We start from the raw sequence: 18364 nt of genomic DNA on the forward strand, positions 1-18364 counted from the left end.
TGTCCGAGGCCTTCGCTACCGTCGGGGCATGTCCAACCAGGGTCAGGGTCAGGCGGTCGTCGAAGGGGTGCTGGAGCGGATCACCTATGCCAACGAGGAGAGCGGGTACACGGTCGCCCGGGTCGACACCGGGCGCGGTGGCGGCGATCTCCTCACGGTCGTCGGGGCGCTGCTCGGGGCTCAGCCGGGTGAGTCGCTGCGGATGCAGGGGCGTTGGGGCTCCCATCCGCAGTACGGCAAGCAGTTCACGGTCGAGAACTACACGACCGTGCTGCCCGCCACCGTCCAGGGCATACGCCGCTACCTCGGCTCCGGGCTGGTCAAGGGCATCGGGCCCGTCTTCGCCGACCGCATCACCCAGCACTTCGGCGTGGACACCCTCGACATCCTGGAGGCCGCTCCGGCCCGGCTGATCGAGGTGCCGGGGCTCGGGCCCAAGCGGACGAAGAACATCACCGCCGCCTGGGAGGAGCAGAAGGCCATCAAGGAGGTGATGGTGTTCCTCCAGGGCGTGGGGGTCTCCACCTCCATCGCCGTGCGCATCTACAAGAAGTACGCAGACGCCTCCATCTCCGTCGTGCGGAACCAGCCCTACCGGCTGGCCGCCGACGTCTGGGGCATCGGCTTCCTCACCGCCGACAAGATCGCCCAGTCGGTCGGGATCCCGCACGACAGCCCGGACCGGGTCAAGGCGGGGCTGCAGTACGCCCTGTCCCAGTCCACCGACCAGGGGCACTGCTTCCTGCCCGAGGAGCAGCTCATCCGCGAGGCGGTGAAGCTGCTCCAGGTCGACACGGGGCTCGTCATCGAGTGTCTCGCCGAGCTGGCGCAGGATCCGGAGGGCGTGGTGAGGGAGGCCGTGCCCGGGCCCGAGGGGCTGCCCGTCACGGCGGTGTACCTCATCCCGTTCCACCGCGCCGAACTCTCCCTCGCCGCACAGACGAAGCGCCTGCTGCACGCCCCCGAGGACCGGATGGCGGCCTTCCGGGACGTCGCCTGGGACAAGGCCCTCGCCTGGCTCGCCGACCGTACCGGCGCCTCCCTCGCGCCCGAGCAGGAGGAGGCGGTGCGGCTCGCCCTGACCCGTAAGGTCGCCGTCCTCACCGGCGGCCCGGGGTGCGGGAAGTCGTTCACCGTCCGCTCGATCGTGGAGCTGGCCCGGGCCAAGCGGGCCAAGGTCGTCCTCGCCGCGCCCACCGGCCGCGCCGCGAAGCGCCTCGCCGAGCTGACCGGTACCGACGCGTCGACCGTCCACCGGCTCCTGGAGCTCAAGCCGGGCGGGGACGCGGCCTACGACCGGGACCGCCCGCTCGACGCCGACCTGGTCGTCGTGGACGAGGCGTCCATGCTCGATCTGCTGCTCGCCAACAAGCTCGTGAAGGCCGTGGCACCCGGTGCCCACCTCCTCCTCGTGGGTGACGTGGACCAGCTGCCCTCGGTCGGCGCGGGGGAGGTGCTCGGCGATCTGCTGGCCCCCGGCAGCCCGGTGCCGGCCGTCCGGCTGACCCGGATCTTCCGTCAGGCGCAGCAGTCCGGGGTCGTCACCAACGCCCACCGCATCAACGCCGGTCTGCCGCCCGTCACCACCGGTCTGCCGGACTTCTTCCTCTTCGCGGAGGACGAGACGGAGGATGCCGCCCGGGTCGCCGTCGAGGTCGCGGCGCGGCGGATTCCCGCCAAGTTCGGGCTCGACCCCCGCCGGGACGTCCAGGTCCTGGCGCCCATGCACCGCGGCCCCGCCGGAGCCGGCGCGCTCAACGGTCTGCTCCAGCAGGCGATCACCCCGGCCCGCCCCGACCTCCCCGAGAAGCGGTTCGGCGGCCGGGTCTTCCGCGTCGGCGACAAGGTCACCCAGATCCGCAACAACTACGAGAAGGGCGCCAACGGCGTCTTCAACGGCACCGTCGGTGTCGTGACCTCGCTCGACACCGTGGAACAGCGGCTGACCGTGCGCACCGACGAGGACGAGGAGGTCGGCTACGACTTCGACGAGCTGGACGAGCTGGCCCACGCGTACGCCGTCACGATCCACCGCTCGCAGGGCAGCGAGTATCCGGCCGTCGTGATCCCCGTCACCAACAGCGCCTGGATGATGCTCCAGCGGAACCTGCTCTACACGGCCGTCACCCGGGCGAAGAAGCTGGTGGTCCTGGTCGGTTCGCGGAAGGCGATCGCGCAGGCCGTTCGCACGGTTTCCGCAGGCAGACGGTTCACCGCCCTGGCCCACCGGCTCTCGGCAGCCGTGTGAAAGACCACCCCGGACTTCCCCGAACGGGGCGAAGGGGGCAAGATGAGCAGGTTGGCGGCACTGAGTGCCGCCAAATGGCCCAATGGTCGACCCCGAGTGCACTCTCCTGAGCCAAATGGGGGATGGTAGAGACAGTCAGGGCACCTCGAAGAAGAGGCACTACGTCGGTGAGGGATGACGTGAGCGACAACTCTGTAGTACTGCGGTACGCGGACGGTGAATACACCTACCCGGTGGTCGAGAGCACCGTCGGCGACAAGGGCTTCGACATCGGGAAGCTCCGAGCCCAGACCGGTCTGGTCACCCTGGACAGCGGATACGGCAACACCGCCGCCTATAAATCCGCCATCACCTACCTCGACGGCGAGCAGGGCATTCTGCGGTACCGCGGCTACCCCATCGAGCAGCTGGCGGAGCGCTCCACCTTCCTTGAGGTGGCGTACCTGCTGATCAACGGTGAGCTTCCCAAGGTCGACGAGCTCGCGACCTTCAAGAACGAGATCACCCAGCACACGCTGCTGCACGAGGACGTCAAGCGCTTCTTCGACGGCTTCCCCCGGGACGCCCACCCGATGGCGATGCTCTCCTCGGTGGTCTCCGCGCTGTCCACCTTCTACCAGGACAGCCACAACCCGTTCGACGAGAAGCAGCGTCACCTCTCCACGATCCGGCTGCTCGCCAAGCTGCCGACGATCGCGGCGTACGCGTACAAGAAGTCGATCGGCCACCCCTTCGTCTACCCGCGCAACGACCTCGGGTACGTCGAGAACTTCCTGCGCATGACCTTCTCGGTCCCGGCCCAGGAGTACGAGCTCGACCCGGTCGTGGTCTCGGCGCTCGACAAGCTGCTGATCCTGCACGCGGACCACGAGCAGAACTGTTCGACGTCCACCGTCCGTCTGGTGGGTTCGAGCCAGGCGAACATGTTCGCGTCGATCTCCGCCGGCATCTCGGCCCTGTGGGGCCCGCTGCACGGTGGCGCCAACCAGTCGGTCCTGGAGATGCTGGAAGGCATCCAGGCCAACGGCGGCGATGTCGACTCCTTCATCAACAAGGTGAAGAACAAGGAGGACGGCGTCCGCCTGATGGGCTTCGGCCACCGGGTGTACAAGTCCTTCGACCCGCGCGCCAAGATCATCAAGGCTGCGGCGCACGACGTGCTCTCCGCGCTCGGCAAGTCCGACGAGCTGCTGGACATCGCGCTCAAGCTGGAGGAGCACGCGCTCTCCGACGACTACTTCGTCTCGCGCAACCTCTACCCGAACGTGGACTTCTACACGGGCCTCATCTACCGCGCGATGGGCTTCCCGACCGAGATGTTCACCGTGCTCTTCGCGCTCGGCCGCCTCCCGGGCTGGATCGCCCAGTGGCACGAGATGATCAAGGAGCCGGGTTCCCGCATCGGCCGCCCGCGCCAGATCTACACGGGTGAGGTCCTGCGCGACTTCGTCCCGGTCGAGGGCCGCTGACACACTTCCTCGTCGCGCGGCGCCCGGCGCCGCGCCGACGAGGCGCTCGACGAGCGCGCCGCATGAGGCGCTGAACGAAAAGCGCCCCGCTTCCGATCCCCCCACGGGTCGGCGAGCGGGGCGCTTTCCATATCCCCGGTGCGGATTCCCCCCACGGGATCCGGGCCGGGCGTCTGCCGGGTTCAGCAGAAGCTAGGCGGGTCTACGCGGTCTGCCGGGGTACGTACGTACGGGAGGGCCGCTCAAAGCTCCCCGGTGCACGTGCCCCGGCCAACGCTTGCCTGAGACGTCCCCCAAGACATCTCATGAACGTCCCCCAAGACGTTCTCGGCATCGCCCACTTAGACTCGCGAACGGCCCGAATGGTTACCCCTAAATATCTGTGATCTAGGTCTCTTTGTGAAGGTCCTGTGCGTCACGTGTAGGTGAATTCACGTGAACCTCCGAAGTCGCAGGCTGTTTGTCACGACAAATACGGACGAAAATGCCATGGCCAAACCGGCGATCATCGGGTTCAGCAACCCGAACGCGGCCAGCGGCAGGGCCGCCACGTTGTAACCGAACGCCCACGCGAGGTTCCCCTTGATCGTCGCCAGGGTCCGGCGCGCGAGCCTGATGGCGTCCGCCGCCACCCGCAGGTCGCCCCGGACCAGCGTCAGATCGCTCGCCTCGATCGCCGCGTCCGTGCCGGTGCCCATGGCCAGACCCAGGTCGGCCGTGGCCAGCGCGGCGGCGTCGTTCACTCCGTCGCCGACCATCGCGACGACCCGGCCCTCCGTCTGGAGGCGCCGCACGACGTCGACCTTCTCCTGCGGCAGCACCTCGGCGAAGACCTGGTCCGCCTCGATGCCCACCTCCGCCGCCACCGTCTCGGCGACCGCCCGTCCGTCCCCGGTCAGCAGGACCGGCCTCAGACCGAGGGCGCGCAGCCGGGCGACCGCCTCCGCGCTGGTCTCCTTCACGGCGTCGGCGACCGTCAGCGCCCCGCGCGCCCGGCCGTCCCAGGCGACCTGTACGGCGCCCGGCTCCGGCACCCCGGGGATCTCGACCCCCTCCGCCTCCAGGAGCGCCGCGCGGCCGACCAGGAGCGTGCGGCCGTCGACCGTGCCGCGCACCCCGAGGCCGGGCACGCTCTCGAAGGACGCCGGTACGGGCAGCTCGCCCACGGGCACGCCGAGCCGCTCGGCGGCGCCCGCCGCGACCGCCCGGGCGACCGGGTGCTCGGAGGCGTGTTCCAGGGCGCCCGCGAGGCGCAGCAGCTCGGTCTCGTCCACGCCCTCGTACGCGTACACCTTCCGCAGCCGCATCCGGCCGGTGGTGATCGTCCCGGTCTTGTCGAGGACGACGGTGTCGACGTGGTGGGTGGACTCCAGGACCTCCGGGCCCTTGATCAGGATGCCGAGCTGGGCGCCGCGGCCGGTGCCGACCATGAGGGCGGTCGGGGTCGCGAGGCCCAGGGCGCAGGGGCAGGCGATGATCAGTACGGCGACGGCCGCGGTGAACGCGCCCGTGGTGTCCTGGACCACGAAAAGCCAGGTCAGCAATGTGCCGAGGGCGATGTAGAGCACCACGGGGACGAAGACGGCGGAGATCCGGTCGGCGAGGCGCTGCACCTCGGCCTTGCCGTTCTGGGCGTCCTCGACCAGCTTGGCCATCCGGGCGAGCTGGGTGTCGGCGCCGACCCGGGTCGCCCGGACGACGAGGCGTCCCGAGGTGTTGAGGCAGCCGCCGGTCACCGGGTCGCCGGACCTCACGTCGACCGGTACGGACTCGCCGGTGAGCAGGGACGCGTCGACGGCGGAGGCGCCCTCGGCGACCGTTCCGTCGGTGGCGATCTTCTCGCCGGGCCGTACGACGAACAGCTCGCCGGCCCGCAGCGCGTCCACCGGGATCCGCACCTCCGTACCGTCCCTCAGCACGGCCACGTCCTTCGCCCCGAGTGCCATCAGGGCGCGCAGCGCGGAGCCCGCCTTCCGCTTGGCCCGGGCCTCCAGGTAGCGGCCGAGCAGGATGAAGGTGACGACGCCGGCGGCGACCTCCAGGTAGATCGTGGAGGCGGCGTCGGCGCCGCCGGGGGTGAGGTCGAAGCCGTGGCGCATGCCGGTCATGCCCGCATCGCCGAGGAACAGGGCCCACAGCGACCAGCCGAAGGCGGCCAGCGTGCCGATCGAGACCAGGGTGTCCATGGTCGCGGCGCCGTGCCGCAGGTTGGTCCAGGCGGCGCGGTGGAAGGGCAGCCCGCCCCAGACGACGACGGGTGCGGCGAGGGTGAGGGAGAGCCACTGCCAGTTGTCGAACTGGAGGGCGGGCACCATGGCGAGCAGGACGACCGGCGCGGAGAGCACCGCCGAGACGGTCAGCCGGGTGCGGAGCGAGTCGAGCTCGGGATCGGCCTCGCGCGCCGTCTCCGACGGCTCCGGGGCGGGAGGGACCGGCTCCTCCGCGGTGTAGCCGGTCCGTACGACCGTCGCGATCAGATCGGCGACCCGCGTCTCCGCCGGGTGCGCGATCCTCGCCCTCTCCGTCGCGTAGTTGACGGTCGCGGTGACGCCTTCCATCCGGTTGAGCTTCTTCTCGACACGGGCCGCGCAGGAGGCGCAGGTCATCCCGCCGATGACGAGCTCGGTCGTGGCGGTGGGCGCGGTGCTCGATGTCATGTGTGCCGTTCCAAACCAGAGCGGGGCCGTACCGGATAACGGTACGACCCCGTCCGTGCGTGCCGGGGGCGTATGCCCGGGCCTCGGCCCCGGGCAGGGGACCCCTCGGGTGTCTCAGGCCTGGCCGACGAGCTCGTAGCCCGCCTCGTCGACGGCGGCGCGGACGGCCTCCTCGTCGAGCGGGGCCTGGGAGACGACGGTGACCTGGCCGGTGGAGGCCACGGCCTTGACGGAGGAGACCCCGGCGATCTCGGAGATCTCGCTGGAGACCGCGCCCTCGCAGTGCCCGCAGGTCATTCCCTTGACCTGGTACACGGTGGTGAGTTCGGTCGACGTCTCGGCGGTCATGACGGTCTCCTCTTCGAGGGCGTGCAGGTACAGGGTCGTACTGAAGCACATTCTATACCCCTAGGGGGTATGAATCCAGTCGTGCGTCGGCGCCCTGCCGGGCCTGTGCCCTCCGCGGTGGTGCGAGCCATGCTAGATACCCGACATGTCGTATTCCGACACCACGCTGATCCTGAAGAAGGGCATCGAGTTCGACCCGGACTCGCTGCTCGACGGCGGCCGCACGCTGCTCTACCGGTCCACGGTCCTGCCGCTCGTCGTCGCGATCACCGCCATCGGGGTCGACGACAAGGCGCTGACGGCGGGCGAGGCGGCGGCGCTCGTCGGGGCGGGGATGCTCTCCGCCCTCGTCCTCCCGATCCTCGCGACGAAGATCCGGGCGAAGGGTGCGGGTACGGGGTGCGGGTGCGGGTGCGGGTGCGGGGCGCGGGTGCGGGGCGCGGGGCCGGAGTCGGGGAGTCGGTCAGCGGGGCGGAGTCGTGGTGAGCGCGCCGCCGGTGCCGCTGCCGGCGGTGGCAGGTGCCGGTGCCGGGGAGTCTCCGATGAGCGGGCCGAGGTAGCGCAGCAGGAGGGTCTTCAGTTCGGTGATCGCCGCGTCGCGCGCCGGCCCTTCGTCAGCGGCGAGGATGAGCGTGAGGCCGCCCTTGACGACGGCGAAGGTCATCTCGGCCTTGAGGGTGCGGTCTTCGGGTGTGTGGTCGGGCAGGTGGTGCTCGAACAGGCTCTGGACCGAGGCCAGGAGCGAGGCGTGCAGGGCGTCGTGCTCCTCGGCGATTCGGCCCGGGATCTCGGAGCCGTGCATCAGGGCGAGGAAGACCGGGTTCGTGCAGTTGAACTCGATCATCGGGTCGAGCACCGCGTCCACGAGCTCGGGCAGCGGCAGGGCGAGGTTGGCCGGGGTGAACGCCTGGCCGTGCATCTCGCGCATCTGGTGCAGCAGGCGGCCGCCGAGCTCGACGGCGATCGCCTCCTTGTTGGGGAAGTACTGGTAGAGCGTTCCGGGGGAGACGCTGGCCTCGCGGGCGATCGCGTTGGTGCTGGCGGCCGTGTATCCGTTCGTGCAGAAGACGCTGGCCGCCGCCTGGAGCAGCTGTGCGATGCGGCGCTCGCCGCGGGCCTGTCGACGGCGCGGCTTCTGTTCGGCCGAACTCTCGGACCTCTCCTCGGACATGACTGTCCCCAGCTCTCTCAGCATGTTTGACAAACACGAGAGGTCGCTCGCATTCTTGTGAAACGCGAGCGATGACTCGTGTTTGCCAGTCTATGGCAATGGGCGACCCATGCGACCTGCCGGGAAGCGAGCGCATGGGTCATGGTGAAGGGGACACCGCGTCATGGCCGAAGTCAAGAATTCAGGGCCCGCACCGGGCGGGGGGTGGACCCGGTTCGTGACGGCCAGGCCACGCCTGTCCCTGCTGGTCGCACTGGTGATCACCGCGCTCGCCGTGTTCGCGGGCAGCGGTGTCGCCGACCGGATGGGGAGCGGCGGCTTCGAGGTCCCGGGCGCCGAATCCACGTACGCGACCGAGGTCCTGGAGCGGGAGTTCCCCGCCTCCCAGCCCAACCTGCTCCTGCTGGTGAGTGCGCGGGAGGGCGGGGTCGACGATCCCGGCGTGGCCGCCGAGGCGCGGCGCCTCGCCGAGCGGCTCGACGCCGAGCAGGGGGTCGGCGGCGTCGGCTCCTACTGGGGGACCGGCTCCCCGGCCCTGCGCTCGGAGGACGGCCGGCAGGCCGTGATCGTCGCCAGGGTCGAGGGCGACGAGAAGGCCGCCGGCGAGATCCTGGAGCGGATCGCCCCGGACTTCCGGGGCGCCCACGGACCCGTCGACGTCTCGATCGGCGGTCAGCTGGCCGTGCAGCACGAGATGCAGTCGACCGTCGAGGAGGACCTCCTGCGCGCCGAGCTGATCGCCCTGCCGGTGACGCTCGTCCTGCTCGTGATGGTCTTCGGGAGCGCGGTCGCGGCCATGCTGCCGCTGGGCATCGGCATCGTGGCCATCCTGGGGACGAACGCGGTACTGCGGGGACTCACCGAACTCACCGACGTCTCGGTCTTCGCGCAGAACCTGACGACGGCCCTCGGGCTCGGACTCGCCATCGACTACGCCCTGTTCGTGGTCCGCAGGTTCCGCGAGGAGCTCGGCCGGGGCGCCGACACCCGGACCGCCGTCGCCACGACCCTGCGGACGGCCGGGCGGACGGTGCTCTTCTCCGCCCTGACCGTGGCGGCCTCGCTCTCCGCGATGCTCGTCTTCCCGCAGTACTTCCTGCGCTCCTTCGCCTACGCGGGCATCGCCGTGGTGCTGCTCGCCGCGGTTGCCGCGCTGACCCTGCTGCCCGCCGCCCTGATGCTGCTCGGGGAGCGGGTCAACGCGCTGGACCTGCGGCGTCTGTTCAAGCGCCGGAGCCGGGCCGCCGAAGGCGCCGAGCCGGGCCGCGCCCGGCCGGGTGCCGCCGAGCCGGCAGGCGCCCGGTCGAGCCGTTCCGCAGAGGCGGAAGCCAAGGAGCCGGGGGCCGGCTGGGCGCGGACGGCGGCGCTCGTGATGCGGCGCGCACCGGTCTTCGCCGTCCTCACCACGGCGGGTCTCGTCCTGCTCGGACTCCCCTTCCTCGGTGCGAAGTTCGGCACGGTCGACGACCGGCAGCTTCCCACCACCGCCGAGTCCCGGGTGGTCCAGGACGAGCTGCGCGACGGATTCCCCGGCAGCCCGGGCGGCGGGCTCACGGTCCTCGCCGAAGGCGGTGCCATCCCCGCCGAGTACGCCGGGTACCGCGAGCGGATAGCGGCCCTCGACGGGGTCGTGCGGGTGGACGGGCCGATGGCCTCGGGCGCCGGCTCCCCCGCGTACTTCACGGTGATCCCGGAGGGCGAGGGCGTCGGCGAGACGGCCCAGCGCGTGGTGGGCGAACTGCGCGCCGCGGACGCCCCGTTCGACACGTCCGTCACCGGGGGCGCCGCCCTCCTGGTCGACTCCAAGGACGCCATCGGCGACCGGCTCCCCTGGGCGGGGGCGATCATCGTGGTCGTCACGCTGCTCCTGGTCTTCCTGCTGACCGGCAGCGTGCTGATACCGATCCAGGCCGTCGTCCTCAACGGGCTCAGCCTGACCGCCATGTTCGGCGCGGTGGTCTGGGTCTTCCAGGAAGGCCATCTCTCCGGGTTCCTGGGCTTCACCCCGACCGGCGACATCGAGACGACCCTGCCCGTGCTGATGTTCTGCGTCGCCTTCGGCCTCTCGATGGACTACGGCGTGTTCCTGATATCCCGGATCAAGGAGGAGTACGACGCGACGGGCGACCACGACCACGCGGTCCGGTTCGGCCTGCGCCGTACGGGCGGCCTCATCACCGCCGCCGCCGTCATCCTCGCCGTCGTCATGGTGGCCATCGGCACCTCGCGGGTGACCAACACCAAGATGCTGGGCCTGGGCGTCGCGCTCGCCGTGCTGATGGACGCGATGGTGGTCCGCAGCCTGCTCGTACCGGCCGTGATGAAGCTGACCGGCCGCCTCACCTGGTGGGCCCCGGGCCCGCTGCGCCGCTTCCACGACCGGTTCGGGGTCAGCGAGGGAGGGGACGCGGCGAAGGCGCCGGAACGGGTGGAAGCGCCGGAGCGGTCCGAGGATCACGGCCGGGTGGAGGCGTCGGAACGGGCGGACGAGGACACCCGGGACAAGGAGTCCGTCGGCCGCTAGGGGCGGAAGCCCGGATCGCCCCGGGCAGCCCGAGGGCCCCGCACCGGCTGTGTGGGTGCGGGGCCCTCGGGCGGCGGGACGTCAGTCCCGGCGGGCCCTGTTGCCGGGGCGGTTCGCCACCCAGGCGTGGATCGTGTCCGCGTACCAGTAGGGCTTGCCCGACTCGACGTGGTCGGGCGCCGGCAGGAGGCCGTGCTTCCGGTAGGACCGGACGGTGTCCGGCTGCACCTTGATGTGTGCGGCGATGTCCTTGTAGGACCAGAGCCTTCTGTCCGTCATGCGGGGCACCTCCCTGCGCGCCTCGCAGCGGCGGCGGGGGTGCCGTTCGGGGGAGCTGCGGGGCAAGCGCTGGCGATCACTGAGCCTGTGCCCCTTGCAACGACCCCTTCCAACGGGAAGGGAGGGGCTGTCGACCGGCTGTGACGTAAAGCCCGCGTAATGGAGAGATCTGTGACGACAAGGGGACGGACGTGACGTAAGTGACGCATGGTCACAACGGCGCGTCGAACGGCTTTCTCGCGGCCTCTATGCTCCGCAGGAGCGCAGGAAGCGGCGTGTGCGGACCGCGATCGGGTACGGCCTGTCGGGCTCGCACGGATACATGTCCTGCTCGACGATGGCGAACAGCTCCACGTCCAGCGCCTGCGCCGCCGCGAGGACCGGCTCCAGCGCCGGCACCCCGGCGGGCGGCTCGCACATCACGCCCCGCGCCACGGCAGGACCGAACGGCACCTCGTCGGCGACGACCCCGGCGAGGATCTCCGGATCGACCTGCTTGAGGTGGAGGTAGCCGATGCGTTCGCCGTACGTCTCGATCAGCTTGACGCTGTCGCCCCCGCAGTACGCGTAGTGCCCGGTGTCCAGGCAGAGCGAGACCAGCTCCGGAGCGGTCGCGTCCAGGAAGCGGGCCACGTTCTGTTCGGTGTCGACATGGGTGTCCGCGTGCGGATGGACGACGATCCGCAGCCCGTAGCGGTCGCGGACCTCGCGGCCGAGGCGCTCCGTCAGACCGGTCAGATCGCGCCACTGTTCCGCGGTGAGCGTGCGGTCCTCCAGGACCTCGCCCGTCTTGTCGTCCCGCCAGAAGGAGGGGATGACGACGAGGTGCTCCGCGCCCATCGCCTGCGCCAGCGCCGCGTTGTCGGCGACATGGGCCCAGGTCTTCTCCCAGACCGCCGGACCGTGGTGCAGCCCGGTGAAGACGGTGCCCGCCGAGACCCGCAGGCCCCTGCGGCCCGTCTCCTCGGCCAGGACGGCGGGATCGGTGGGCAGATAGCCGTACGGTCCGAGCTCGATCCACGCGTAGCCGGCGTCTGCGACCTCGTCGAGGAAGCGCTGCCAGGGAACCTGCCGGGGATCGTCGGGGAACCAGACGCCCCAGGAGTCGGGGGCGGAGCCGATACGGATACGGGACAGCGGCGACGGCTTCGTCATGAGAGCCACCTTGACCGGGCCCGGAACGACGCGTCAAGACGCTCGTCCGAATGTAAGGACATAGCGTTGACAGGGTTCGGGGCGGACGGCTAGACCTGGGTGCGGGGCCGAGGCGAGAGGTGGCGCGCGTGGATGCGGAGCCGTACGAGCTGATCACGATGGGGCGCCTCGGCGTGGACCTCTACCCCCTCCAGGTGGGCGTCCCGCTCGCCCGGGTGGAGACCTTCGGGAAGTTCCTCGGCGGCTCGCCCGCGAACGTGGCGGTCGCGGCGGCCCGGCTCGGACGGCGTACGGCCCTGGTGAGCCGTACCGGAGCGGACCCGTTCGGGGAGTACCTCCACGAGGAGCTGGCCGCGTTCGGGGTCGACGACCGCTGGGTGACGGCGGTGGAGGCGTATCCGACACCGGTCACCTTCTGCGAGATCTTCCCGCCCGACGACTTCCCGATCCACTTCTACCGCCGCCCCCGGGCGCCCGACCTGGAGATCCACCCGGCGGAGCTGGATCTCGCGGCGGTCCGGGCGGCGCGGGCGTTCTGGGTGACCGGGACGGGGCTGAGCGCCGAGCCCAGCCGGACGGCGACGCTGGGCGCGCTGCGCGAGCGGGGCGGCGCGGAGCTGACCGTGCTCGACCTGGACTGGCGCCCGGTGCTCTGGCCCGACCCGGACGAGGCCGGGCCGCTCTACCGGGAGGCGCTGCGATCGGCCACGGTCGCGGTCGGCAACCTGGACGAATGCGAGGTCGCGACGGGGGAGCGCGAGCCGTACGCGGCGGCCCGCGCGCTGCTCGCCGCCGGCGTCCGGCTCGCGGTCGTCAAGCAGGGCCCGGAGGGGGTCCTCGCGATGACCTCCGACGGGGAGAGCGCGGAGGTCGCGCCGCTGCCGGTCGAGGTGGTCAACGGCCTCGGCGCGGGCGACGCGTTCGGCGGGGCGCTGTGCGACGGGCTGCTCGCCGGCTGGGACCTGGACCGCACCCTCCGCAGGGCCAACGCGGCCGGCGCCATCGTGGCGGGGCGCCTCGCCTGCTCCCCGGCGATGCCCCGCGCCGACGAGATCGACCGCGCCCTGGCCGCCGGCACCGGCACGCTCCCGGAGCGCACCCCGTGACCGCCCGCCCCGCCGACAGCTGGCGCACGCGAGCCGCCCACCGCCGGGCGAGCGGCCCGAAGAGCCCCTCCACGTCCCCCACTTCGGAGGGCCCCATGCCGGCCGAACCGTCGCCGAACGACGGAACCACCGCCGAGACGCCCACCCCCACCGACCCCCTCCGCCAGGTCGCCCACCCCGCGCCGCCTCGGCGGCTGGCTCGGGCCGCGCGGGTCGTGCGGGGCCTGAGCGGGAGCGACGGGGTCGAGCCCGTCGACGTCGAGCGGCTCGTGTCGCTGCGGGCCCGGCGGCCCGAGGCCGTGGCGGAGGCCGCCGCGGCGCGGCGGAGGCGGGCGTGGTTCGAGGGCCGCGAACGGCTGCTGATCGTCGCCGCCGACCACCCCGCCCGCGGCGCGCTCGGCGTCGGGGCGCGGCCGTACGCGATGGCCGACCGCGCCGACCTCCTCGCCCGGCTCCGGCTCGCCCTCTCGCGGCCCGGTGTCGACGGGGTCCTCGCCTCCGCCGACATCCTCGACGACCTTCTCCTGCTCGGCGCCCTGGACGACCGCCTGGTCATCGGGTCGATGAACCGCGGCGGTCTCGCCGGGGCCTCCTTCGAGCTCGACGACCGGTTCACCGGCCACCGCCCCCAGGACCTCGCCCGGCTCGGCTTCGACGCCGGCAAGCTGCTCCTGCGGATCGACCCCGACGACCCCGGCTCGCTCTCCACGCTCCACACCGCCGCCCGCGCCGTCGACGAGATGGCCGCCCTGCGGCTGCCCGTCTTCGTCGAACCGTTCCTCTGCCACCGCGACCGCGACGGCAGGCTCCACAACGACCTCTCCGCCGAGGCCGTCGTCACCTCCCTCGCCGTCGCCTCCGGCCTCGGCGGCACCTCCGCCTACACCTGGCTCAAGGTCCCGGTCACCGACCACCCCGACGACATGGCCCGCGTCCTGGAGACCACCACCCTCCCCACCGTCCTGCTCGGCGGAGACCCCGGGCCGGGCCCGGACGCCCAGGACGTCGCGTACGAGCGATGGCGCGACGCGCTGCGCCTGCCCACCGTCCGGGGCCTGGTCGTCGGCCGCACCCTGCTCTATCCCGCGGACGGCGATGTGGCCGGAGCCGTCGATACCGCTGCGCAGCTGCTGGGGGAAGCGGTAGGAAGGAGTACGCACCACCCATGAACGATCTGCATCTGCCCGCCGGGACCGCCTCCCACGGGTCGTACGCGCTCCACGTCGACCCCGACCGGGCCGGCTGGGCGCACTCCGCACTGCGCGTCCTCGAGCTCGGCCCGGGAGCCACCCATCTCCTGGACACCGGGGACAGCGAGTGGATCGTGCTTCCGCTCTCCGGCGGCTGTACGGTGCACGTCGACGGCCGGACGCTTCAACTCCAGGGCCGCGAGAGCGTGTTCGGCGGAGTGTCCGACTTCGCGTACGTGCCCCGCGACGCCCGGGTCCAGATCGCCTCCGGTGCGGGAGGCCGCTTCGCTTTGGCAGGAGCGAAGTGCGAGCGACGACTCCCCGCTCGCTACGGCCCCGCGCCGGAGGTACCCGTCGAGGCCCGCGGCACCGGCAACCGGGCGCGGAGCGTACGGAACTTCGCCGCCGCCGGCGTCTTCGAGGCGGACCGCCTCATCGCCGTCGAGGTGATCACCCCCGGGGGGAACTGGTCCTCCTACCCGCCCCACAAGCACGACGAGCACCGCCCGGGCGCCGAGTCCGAGCTGGAGGAGATCTACTACTTCGAGATCGCCGGCGGCGGGGTCGGCTACCAGCGGATCTCCCCCTCCCGTCCCGGCGGCGCCGACCTCCTCGCCGAGGTCCGCACCGGCGACGCCGTCCTCGTGCCCGACGGCTGGCACGGCCCGTCGATCGCGCAGCCGGAGCACGACATGTACTACCTGAACGTGATGGCGGGACCAGGACCGGAGCGGGAGTGGAAGATCTGCTTCCATCCCGACCACTCGGAGGGGTACACGTGAGCACTCTGACCGTCGCGCAGGCGCTGGTGCGGTTCCTCGCCGCGCAGTACACCGAACGCGACGGTGTACGACGGCGGTTGATCGCCGCGACCTGGGGCATCTTCGGGCACGGGAACGTCGCCGGGATCGGCCAGGCGCTCGTCGAGTACGCCGACGCGATGCCGTACCACCAGGGGCGCAACGAACAGGCCATGGTGCACGCGGCCGTCGGCTACGCCCGCCAGTCGAACCGGCTCTCCGCGAACGCCGTGACCACCTCCATCGGCCCCGGCGCCACCAACCTCGTCACCGGTGCCGCGCTCGCCACGATCAACCGCCTCCCGGTGCTGCTGCTTCCCGGCGACAGCTTCGCCACCCGCCCCGCCGACCCGGTCCTCCAGCAGCTGGAAGTCCCGTACGCGGGCGATGTGTCCGTCAACGACTGCCTCCGGCCGGTCTCCGCGTACTTCGACCGCGTCACCCGCCCCGAGGCGCTGATCCCCGCCGCTCTCGCCGCCGCGCGGGTCCTCACCGACCCCGTCCAGACCGGGGCGGTGACGCTCGCCCTGCCGCAGGACGTCCAGGCGGAGGCGTACGACTGGCCGGAGGAGTTCTTCGCCGAGCGGGTCTGGCGCGTGCGCCGGCCGGTGCCGGACGACGCCGAACTGGAGGCGGCGGTCGCGGCGATCGGCCGGGCGGCCCGTCCGCTGATCGTCGCGGGTGGCGGGGTCAAGTACAGCGGCGCCGAGGAGGCGCTCGGCACCTTCGCCTCCCTGACCGGCATCCCGGTCGCCTCCACCCAGGCGGGCAAGGGCGCGCTGCGTCACGACCACCCGCAGGACGTCGGCGCCGTCGGCCACACCGGCACCGCCGTCGCCGACCACCTGGCGCGCACGGCCGACGTGGTGATCGGGGTCGGCACCCGCTGGACCGACTTCACCACCGCCTCCGGGACCCTGTTCACCCACCCGGACGTGCGGTTCGTCAACCTCAACATCGCGGCCTTCGACTCGCACAAGCTGGCCGCGCTGCCCCTGGTCGCGGACGCCCGCGAAGGCATCGAGGCACTCCACGCGCTGCTCGACCCGCACCACGTCACGGAGCACTACGCGCGCGAGTACACGGAGGAGAAGCACCGCTGGGAGGCCCGCGTCACCGCCGCCTGCACCCCGGCGGACGAGGCGGCCCGGCCCACCCAGCCGCAGGTCCTCGGCGCACTCGACACCCTGGTCACCGGGGACGACATCCTGATCAACGCGGCCGGCTCGCTCCCCGGGGACCTCCACAAGCTCTGGCGGGCCCGCTCCGCCGACCAGTACCACGTCGAGTACGGCTACTCCTGCATGGGCTACGAGATCCCGGCGGCGATCGGAGTGGCCCTCGCCGCGCCCGGGCGGCCGGTCTGGGCGCTCGTCGGCGACGGTACGTATCTGATGAACCCCACCGAAATCGTCACCGCCGTGCAGGAAGGACTGCCCGTCAAGGTGGTGATCCTGCAGAACCACGGGTACGCCTCCATCGGAGGGCTGTCCGAGGCCGTGGGCGGTGAGAGGTACGGCACCGCATACCGCTTCCGCGCGCCGGACGGCACCTTCACCGGGGACCCGCTCCCCGTCGACCTGGCCGCCAACGCGGCCTCGCTCGGGATGCGGGTGCTCACTGCACGTACCACACGTGACCTGCGAGAAGCCCTCGCCGACGCGCGGGCGTCGACCGTTCCCACATGTGTCTATGTCGAGACCGAAACGGCAGACACAGTGTCGGGCGCGCCCCCCGCTCAGGCGTGGTGGGATGTGCCCGTGGCCGAGACCTCGACCCGCGCGTCGGCGGTCAAGGCCCGGGAGGAGTACGACCGGCACGTCACCGCCCGACGCCGCCATCTCTGAAGGAGCATTCCGGCATGACGAACACCGAGAAGACCGTCAACCACTGGATCGGTGGCAAGACCGTCGAGGGCACGTCGGGCAACTGGGGCCCGGTCACCGACCCGGCCACGGGCGCCGTGACCACGAAGGTGGCGCTGGCGTCGGTCGACGAGGTCGACGCGGCCGTGGCCGCGGCGAAGACCGCATTCGAGACCTGGGGCACGGCGTCGCTCGCGCAGCGCACCACGATCCTCTTCAAGTTCCGCGCGCTGCTCGACGCCAACCGGGACGCCATCGCCGAGCTGATCACCGCCGAGCACGGCAAGGTGCACTCGGACGCGCTGGGCGAGGTCGCCCGCGGTCTGGAGATCGTGGACCTGGCCTGCGGCATCACCACCCAGCTCAAGGGCGAGCTGTCCACCCAGGTCTCGAACCGGGTGGACGTGGCCGCGATCCGCCAGCCTGTGGGCGTGGTGGCCGGCATCACGCCGTTCAACTTCCCGGCGATGGTCCCGATGTGGATGTTCCCCATCGCCATCGCGTGCGGCAACACCTTCATCCTCAAGCCGAGCGAGAAGGACCCCTCGCCGTCGCTGAAGATCGCGGAGCTGCTCGCCGAGGCGGGCCTGCCGGACGGCGTCTTCAACGTCGTCCACGGCGACAAGGTCGCCGTCGACCGGCTCCTGGAGCACCCGGACGTCTCGGCGGTCTCCTTCGTCGGCTCGACGCCGATCGCCCGGTACATCCACACCACCGCCTCCACGGCGGGCAAGCGCGTCCAGGCGCTCGGCGGCGCGAAGAACCACATGCTGGTGCTGCCGGACGCCGACCTGGACGCGGCGGCCGACGCCGCGGTCTCGGCGGCGTACGGCTCGGCCGGTGAGCGCTGCATGGCGATCTCGGCGGTCGTGGCGGTCGGTGCGATCGGCGACGAGCTGGTGGAGAAGATCCGCGAGCGCGCCGAGAAGATCAAGATCGGCCCCGGCAACGACCCGACCTCCGAGATGGGCCCGCTGATCACGGCGGTCCACCGCGACAAGGTCGCCTCGTACGTGAAGGGCGCGGCGGACGAGGGCTGCGAGGTCGTCCTCGACGGCACCGGCTACACGGTCGACGGGTTCGAGGACGGGCACTGGATCGGCCTGTCGCTCCTGGACCACGTGCCCACGACCGCGAAGGCGTACCAGGACGAGATCTTCGGCCCGGTGCTCTGCGTGCTGCGCGCCGAGACGTACGAGGAGGGCGTCGCCCTCATCAACGCCTCGCCGTTCGGCAACGGCACCGCGATCTTCACCCGTGACGGCGGCGCGGCCCGCCGCTTCCAGCTGGAGATCGAGGCGGGCATGGTCGGCGTGAACGTGCCGATCCCGGTGCCGGTGGGCTACCACTCCTTCGGCGGCTGGAAGGACTCGCTCTTCGGCGACCACCACGTCTACGGCAACGACGGCGTCCACTTCTACACCCGCGGCAAGGTCGTCACGACCCGCTGGCCGGACCCCTCCGAGGCCCCGGCAGGCGTGGACCTCGGCTTCCCGCGCAACCACTGACCCGTTCCGGACTGTCGACCCCTGCCGGCTCCGGCCGGCAGGGG

General features: G+C 71.7%; 13 protein-coding genes. 8 read left to right on the forward strand and 5 right to left on the reverse strand.

Annotated features, from left to right (window positions below; all coding sequences use genetic code 11):
* Positions 1-28 precede the first annotated feature (28 nt).
* Both ACF1G2_RS06800 and ACF1G2_RS06805 read left to right on the forward strand, forming a co-directional pair.
* Positions 29-2248 (forward strand): ATP-dependent RecD-like DNA helicase, encoded by a 2220-nt coding sequence (locus tag ACF1G2_RS06800; RefSeq protein WP_391797235.1) that lies wholly within the window; start codon positions 29-31, stop codon positions 2246-2248.
* Between the two features lie 179 nt (positions 2249-2427).
* Positions 2428-3717, forward strand: a complete 1290-nt coding sequence (locus ACF1G2_RS06805) for a citrate synthase (RefSeq protein ID WP_352190558.1) — start codon at positions 2428-2430, stop codon at positions 3715-3717.
* 431 nt (positions 3718-4148) lie between these two features.
* Here the strand turns inward: ACF1G2_RS06805 and ACF1G2_RS06810 are convergent, their stop codons facing one another.
* The 3 genes from ACF1G2_RS06810 to ACF1G2_RS06820 form a co-directional block, all read right to left on the reverse strand.
* The gene (locus ACF1G2_RS06810) at positions 4149-6374 is read right to left on the reverse strand and encodes a heavy metal translocating P-type ATPase (RefSeq protein ID WP_391797236.1); all 2226 of its coding nucleotides are present in this window, start codon (positions 6372-6374) and stop codon (positions 4149-4151) included.
* 114 nt (positions 6375-6488) lie between these two features.
* Positions 6489-6722 (reverse strand): cation transporter, encoded by a 234-nt coding sequence (locus tag ACF1G2_RS06815; RefSeq protein ID WP_361766807.1) that lies wholly within the window; start codon positions 6720-6722, stop codon positions 6489-6491.
* 463 nt (positions 6723-7185) lie between these two features.
* Positions 7186-7893, reverse strand: a complete 708-nt coding sequence (locus tag ACF1G2_RS06820; RefSeq protein ID WP_391797237.1) for a TetR/AcrR family transcriptional regulator — start codon at positions 7891-7893, stop codon at positions 7186-7188.
* Positions 7894-8056: 163 nt separating this feature from the next.
* On the opposite strand from ACF1G2_RS06820, the gene ACF1G2_RS06825 reads away from it, so the two are divergent.
* Positions 8057-10417: an MMPL family transporter gene (locus ACF1G2_RS06825; protein WP_391797238.1), complete on the forward strand. Its 2361-nt coding sequence runs from the start codon at positions 8057-8059 to the stop codon at positions 10415-10417.
* A gap of 81 nt (positions 10418-10498) precedes the next feature.
* Here ACF1G2_RS06825 and ACF1G2_RS06830 read toward each other — a convergent pair whose 3' ends face one another.
* Together ACF1G2_RS06830 and ACF1G2_RS06835 are read right to left on the reverse strand one after the other, a co-directional pair.
* The gene (locus tag ACF1G2_RS06830; protein ID WP_352191890.1) at positions 10499-10696 is read right to left on the reverse strand and encodes a MarR family transcriptional regulator; all 198 of its coding nucleotides are present in this window, start codon (positions 10694-10696) and stop codon (positions 10499-10501) included.
* A 246-nt stretch (positions 10697-10942) separates the two neighbouring features.
* Entirely contained in the window at positions 10943-11851 is a 909-nt protein-coding gene (locus tag ACF1G2_RS06835) for a sugar phosphate isomerase/epimerase family protein (RefSeq protein ID WP_391797239.1), read from the reverse strand.
* 158 nt (positions 11852-12009) lie between these two features.
* Here ACF1G2_RS06835 and iolC point away from each other — a divergent pair, with 158 nt between their 5' ends.
* The 5 genes from iolC (at position 12010) to mmsA (ending at position 18320) form a co-directional block, all read left to right on the forward strand.
* On the forward strand, positions 12010-12957 hold the full coding sequence (gene iolC / locus ACF1G2_RS06840) for a 5-dehydro-2-deoxygluconokinase (RefSeq protein ID WP_391797579.1): 948 nt from the start codon (positions 12010-12012) through the stop codon (positions 12955-12957).
* Positions 12958-13052: 95 nt separating this feature from the next.
* Positions 13053-14126 (forward strand): deoxyribose-phosphate aldolase, encoded by a 1074-nt coding sequence (locus ACF1G2_RS06845; protein ID WP_391797240.1) that lies wholly within the window; start codon positions 13053-13055, stop codon positions 14124-14126.
* Positions 14123-14929 (forward strand): 5-deoxy-glucuronate isomerase, encoded by an 807-nt coding sequence (iolB, locus tag ACF1G2_RS06850; RefSeq protein ID WP_391797241.1) that lies wholly within the window; start codon positions 14123-14125, stop codon positions 14927-14929. Before ACF1G2_RS06845 ends, iolB begins: the two co-directional genes overlap by 4 nt.
* On the forward strand, positions 14926-16794 hold the full coding sequence (iolD, locus tag ACF1G2_RS06855) for a 3D-(3,5/4)-trihydroxycyclohexane-1,2-dione acylhydrolase (decyclizing) (RefSeq protein WP_391797242.1): 1869 nt from the start codon (positions 14926-14928) through the stop codon (positions 16792-16794). The genes iolB and iolD overlap by 4 nt, the downstream gene beginning before the upstream one ends.
* Before the next feature lie 14 nt (positions 16795-16808).
* Positions 16809-18320, forward strand: a complete 1512-nt coding sequence (gene mmsA, locus ACF1G2_RS06860; protein WP_391797243.1) for a CoA-acylating methylmalonate-semialdehyde dehydrogenase — start codon at positions 16809-16811, stop codon at positions 18318-18320.
* Positions 18321-18364: the final 44 nt, after the last annotated feature.

Source organism: Streptomyces sp. NPDC013457 (assembly GCF_043089925.1).
Taxonomy (GTDB): Bacteria; Actinomycetota; Actinomycetes; order Streptomycetales; family Streptomycetaceae; genus Streptomyces.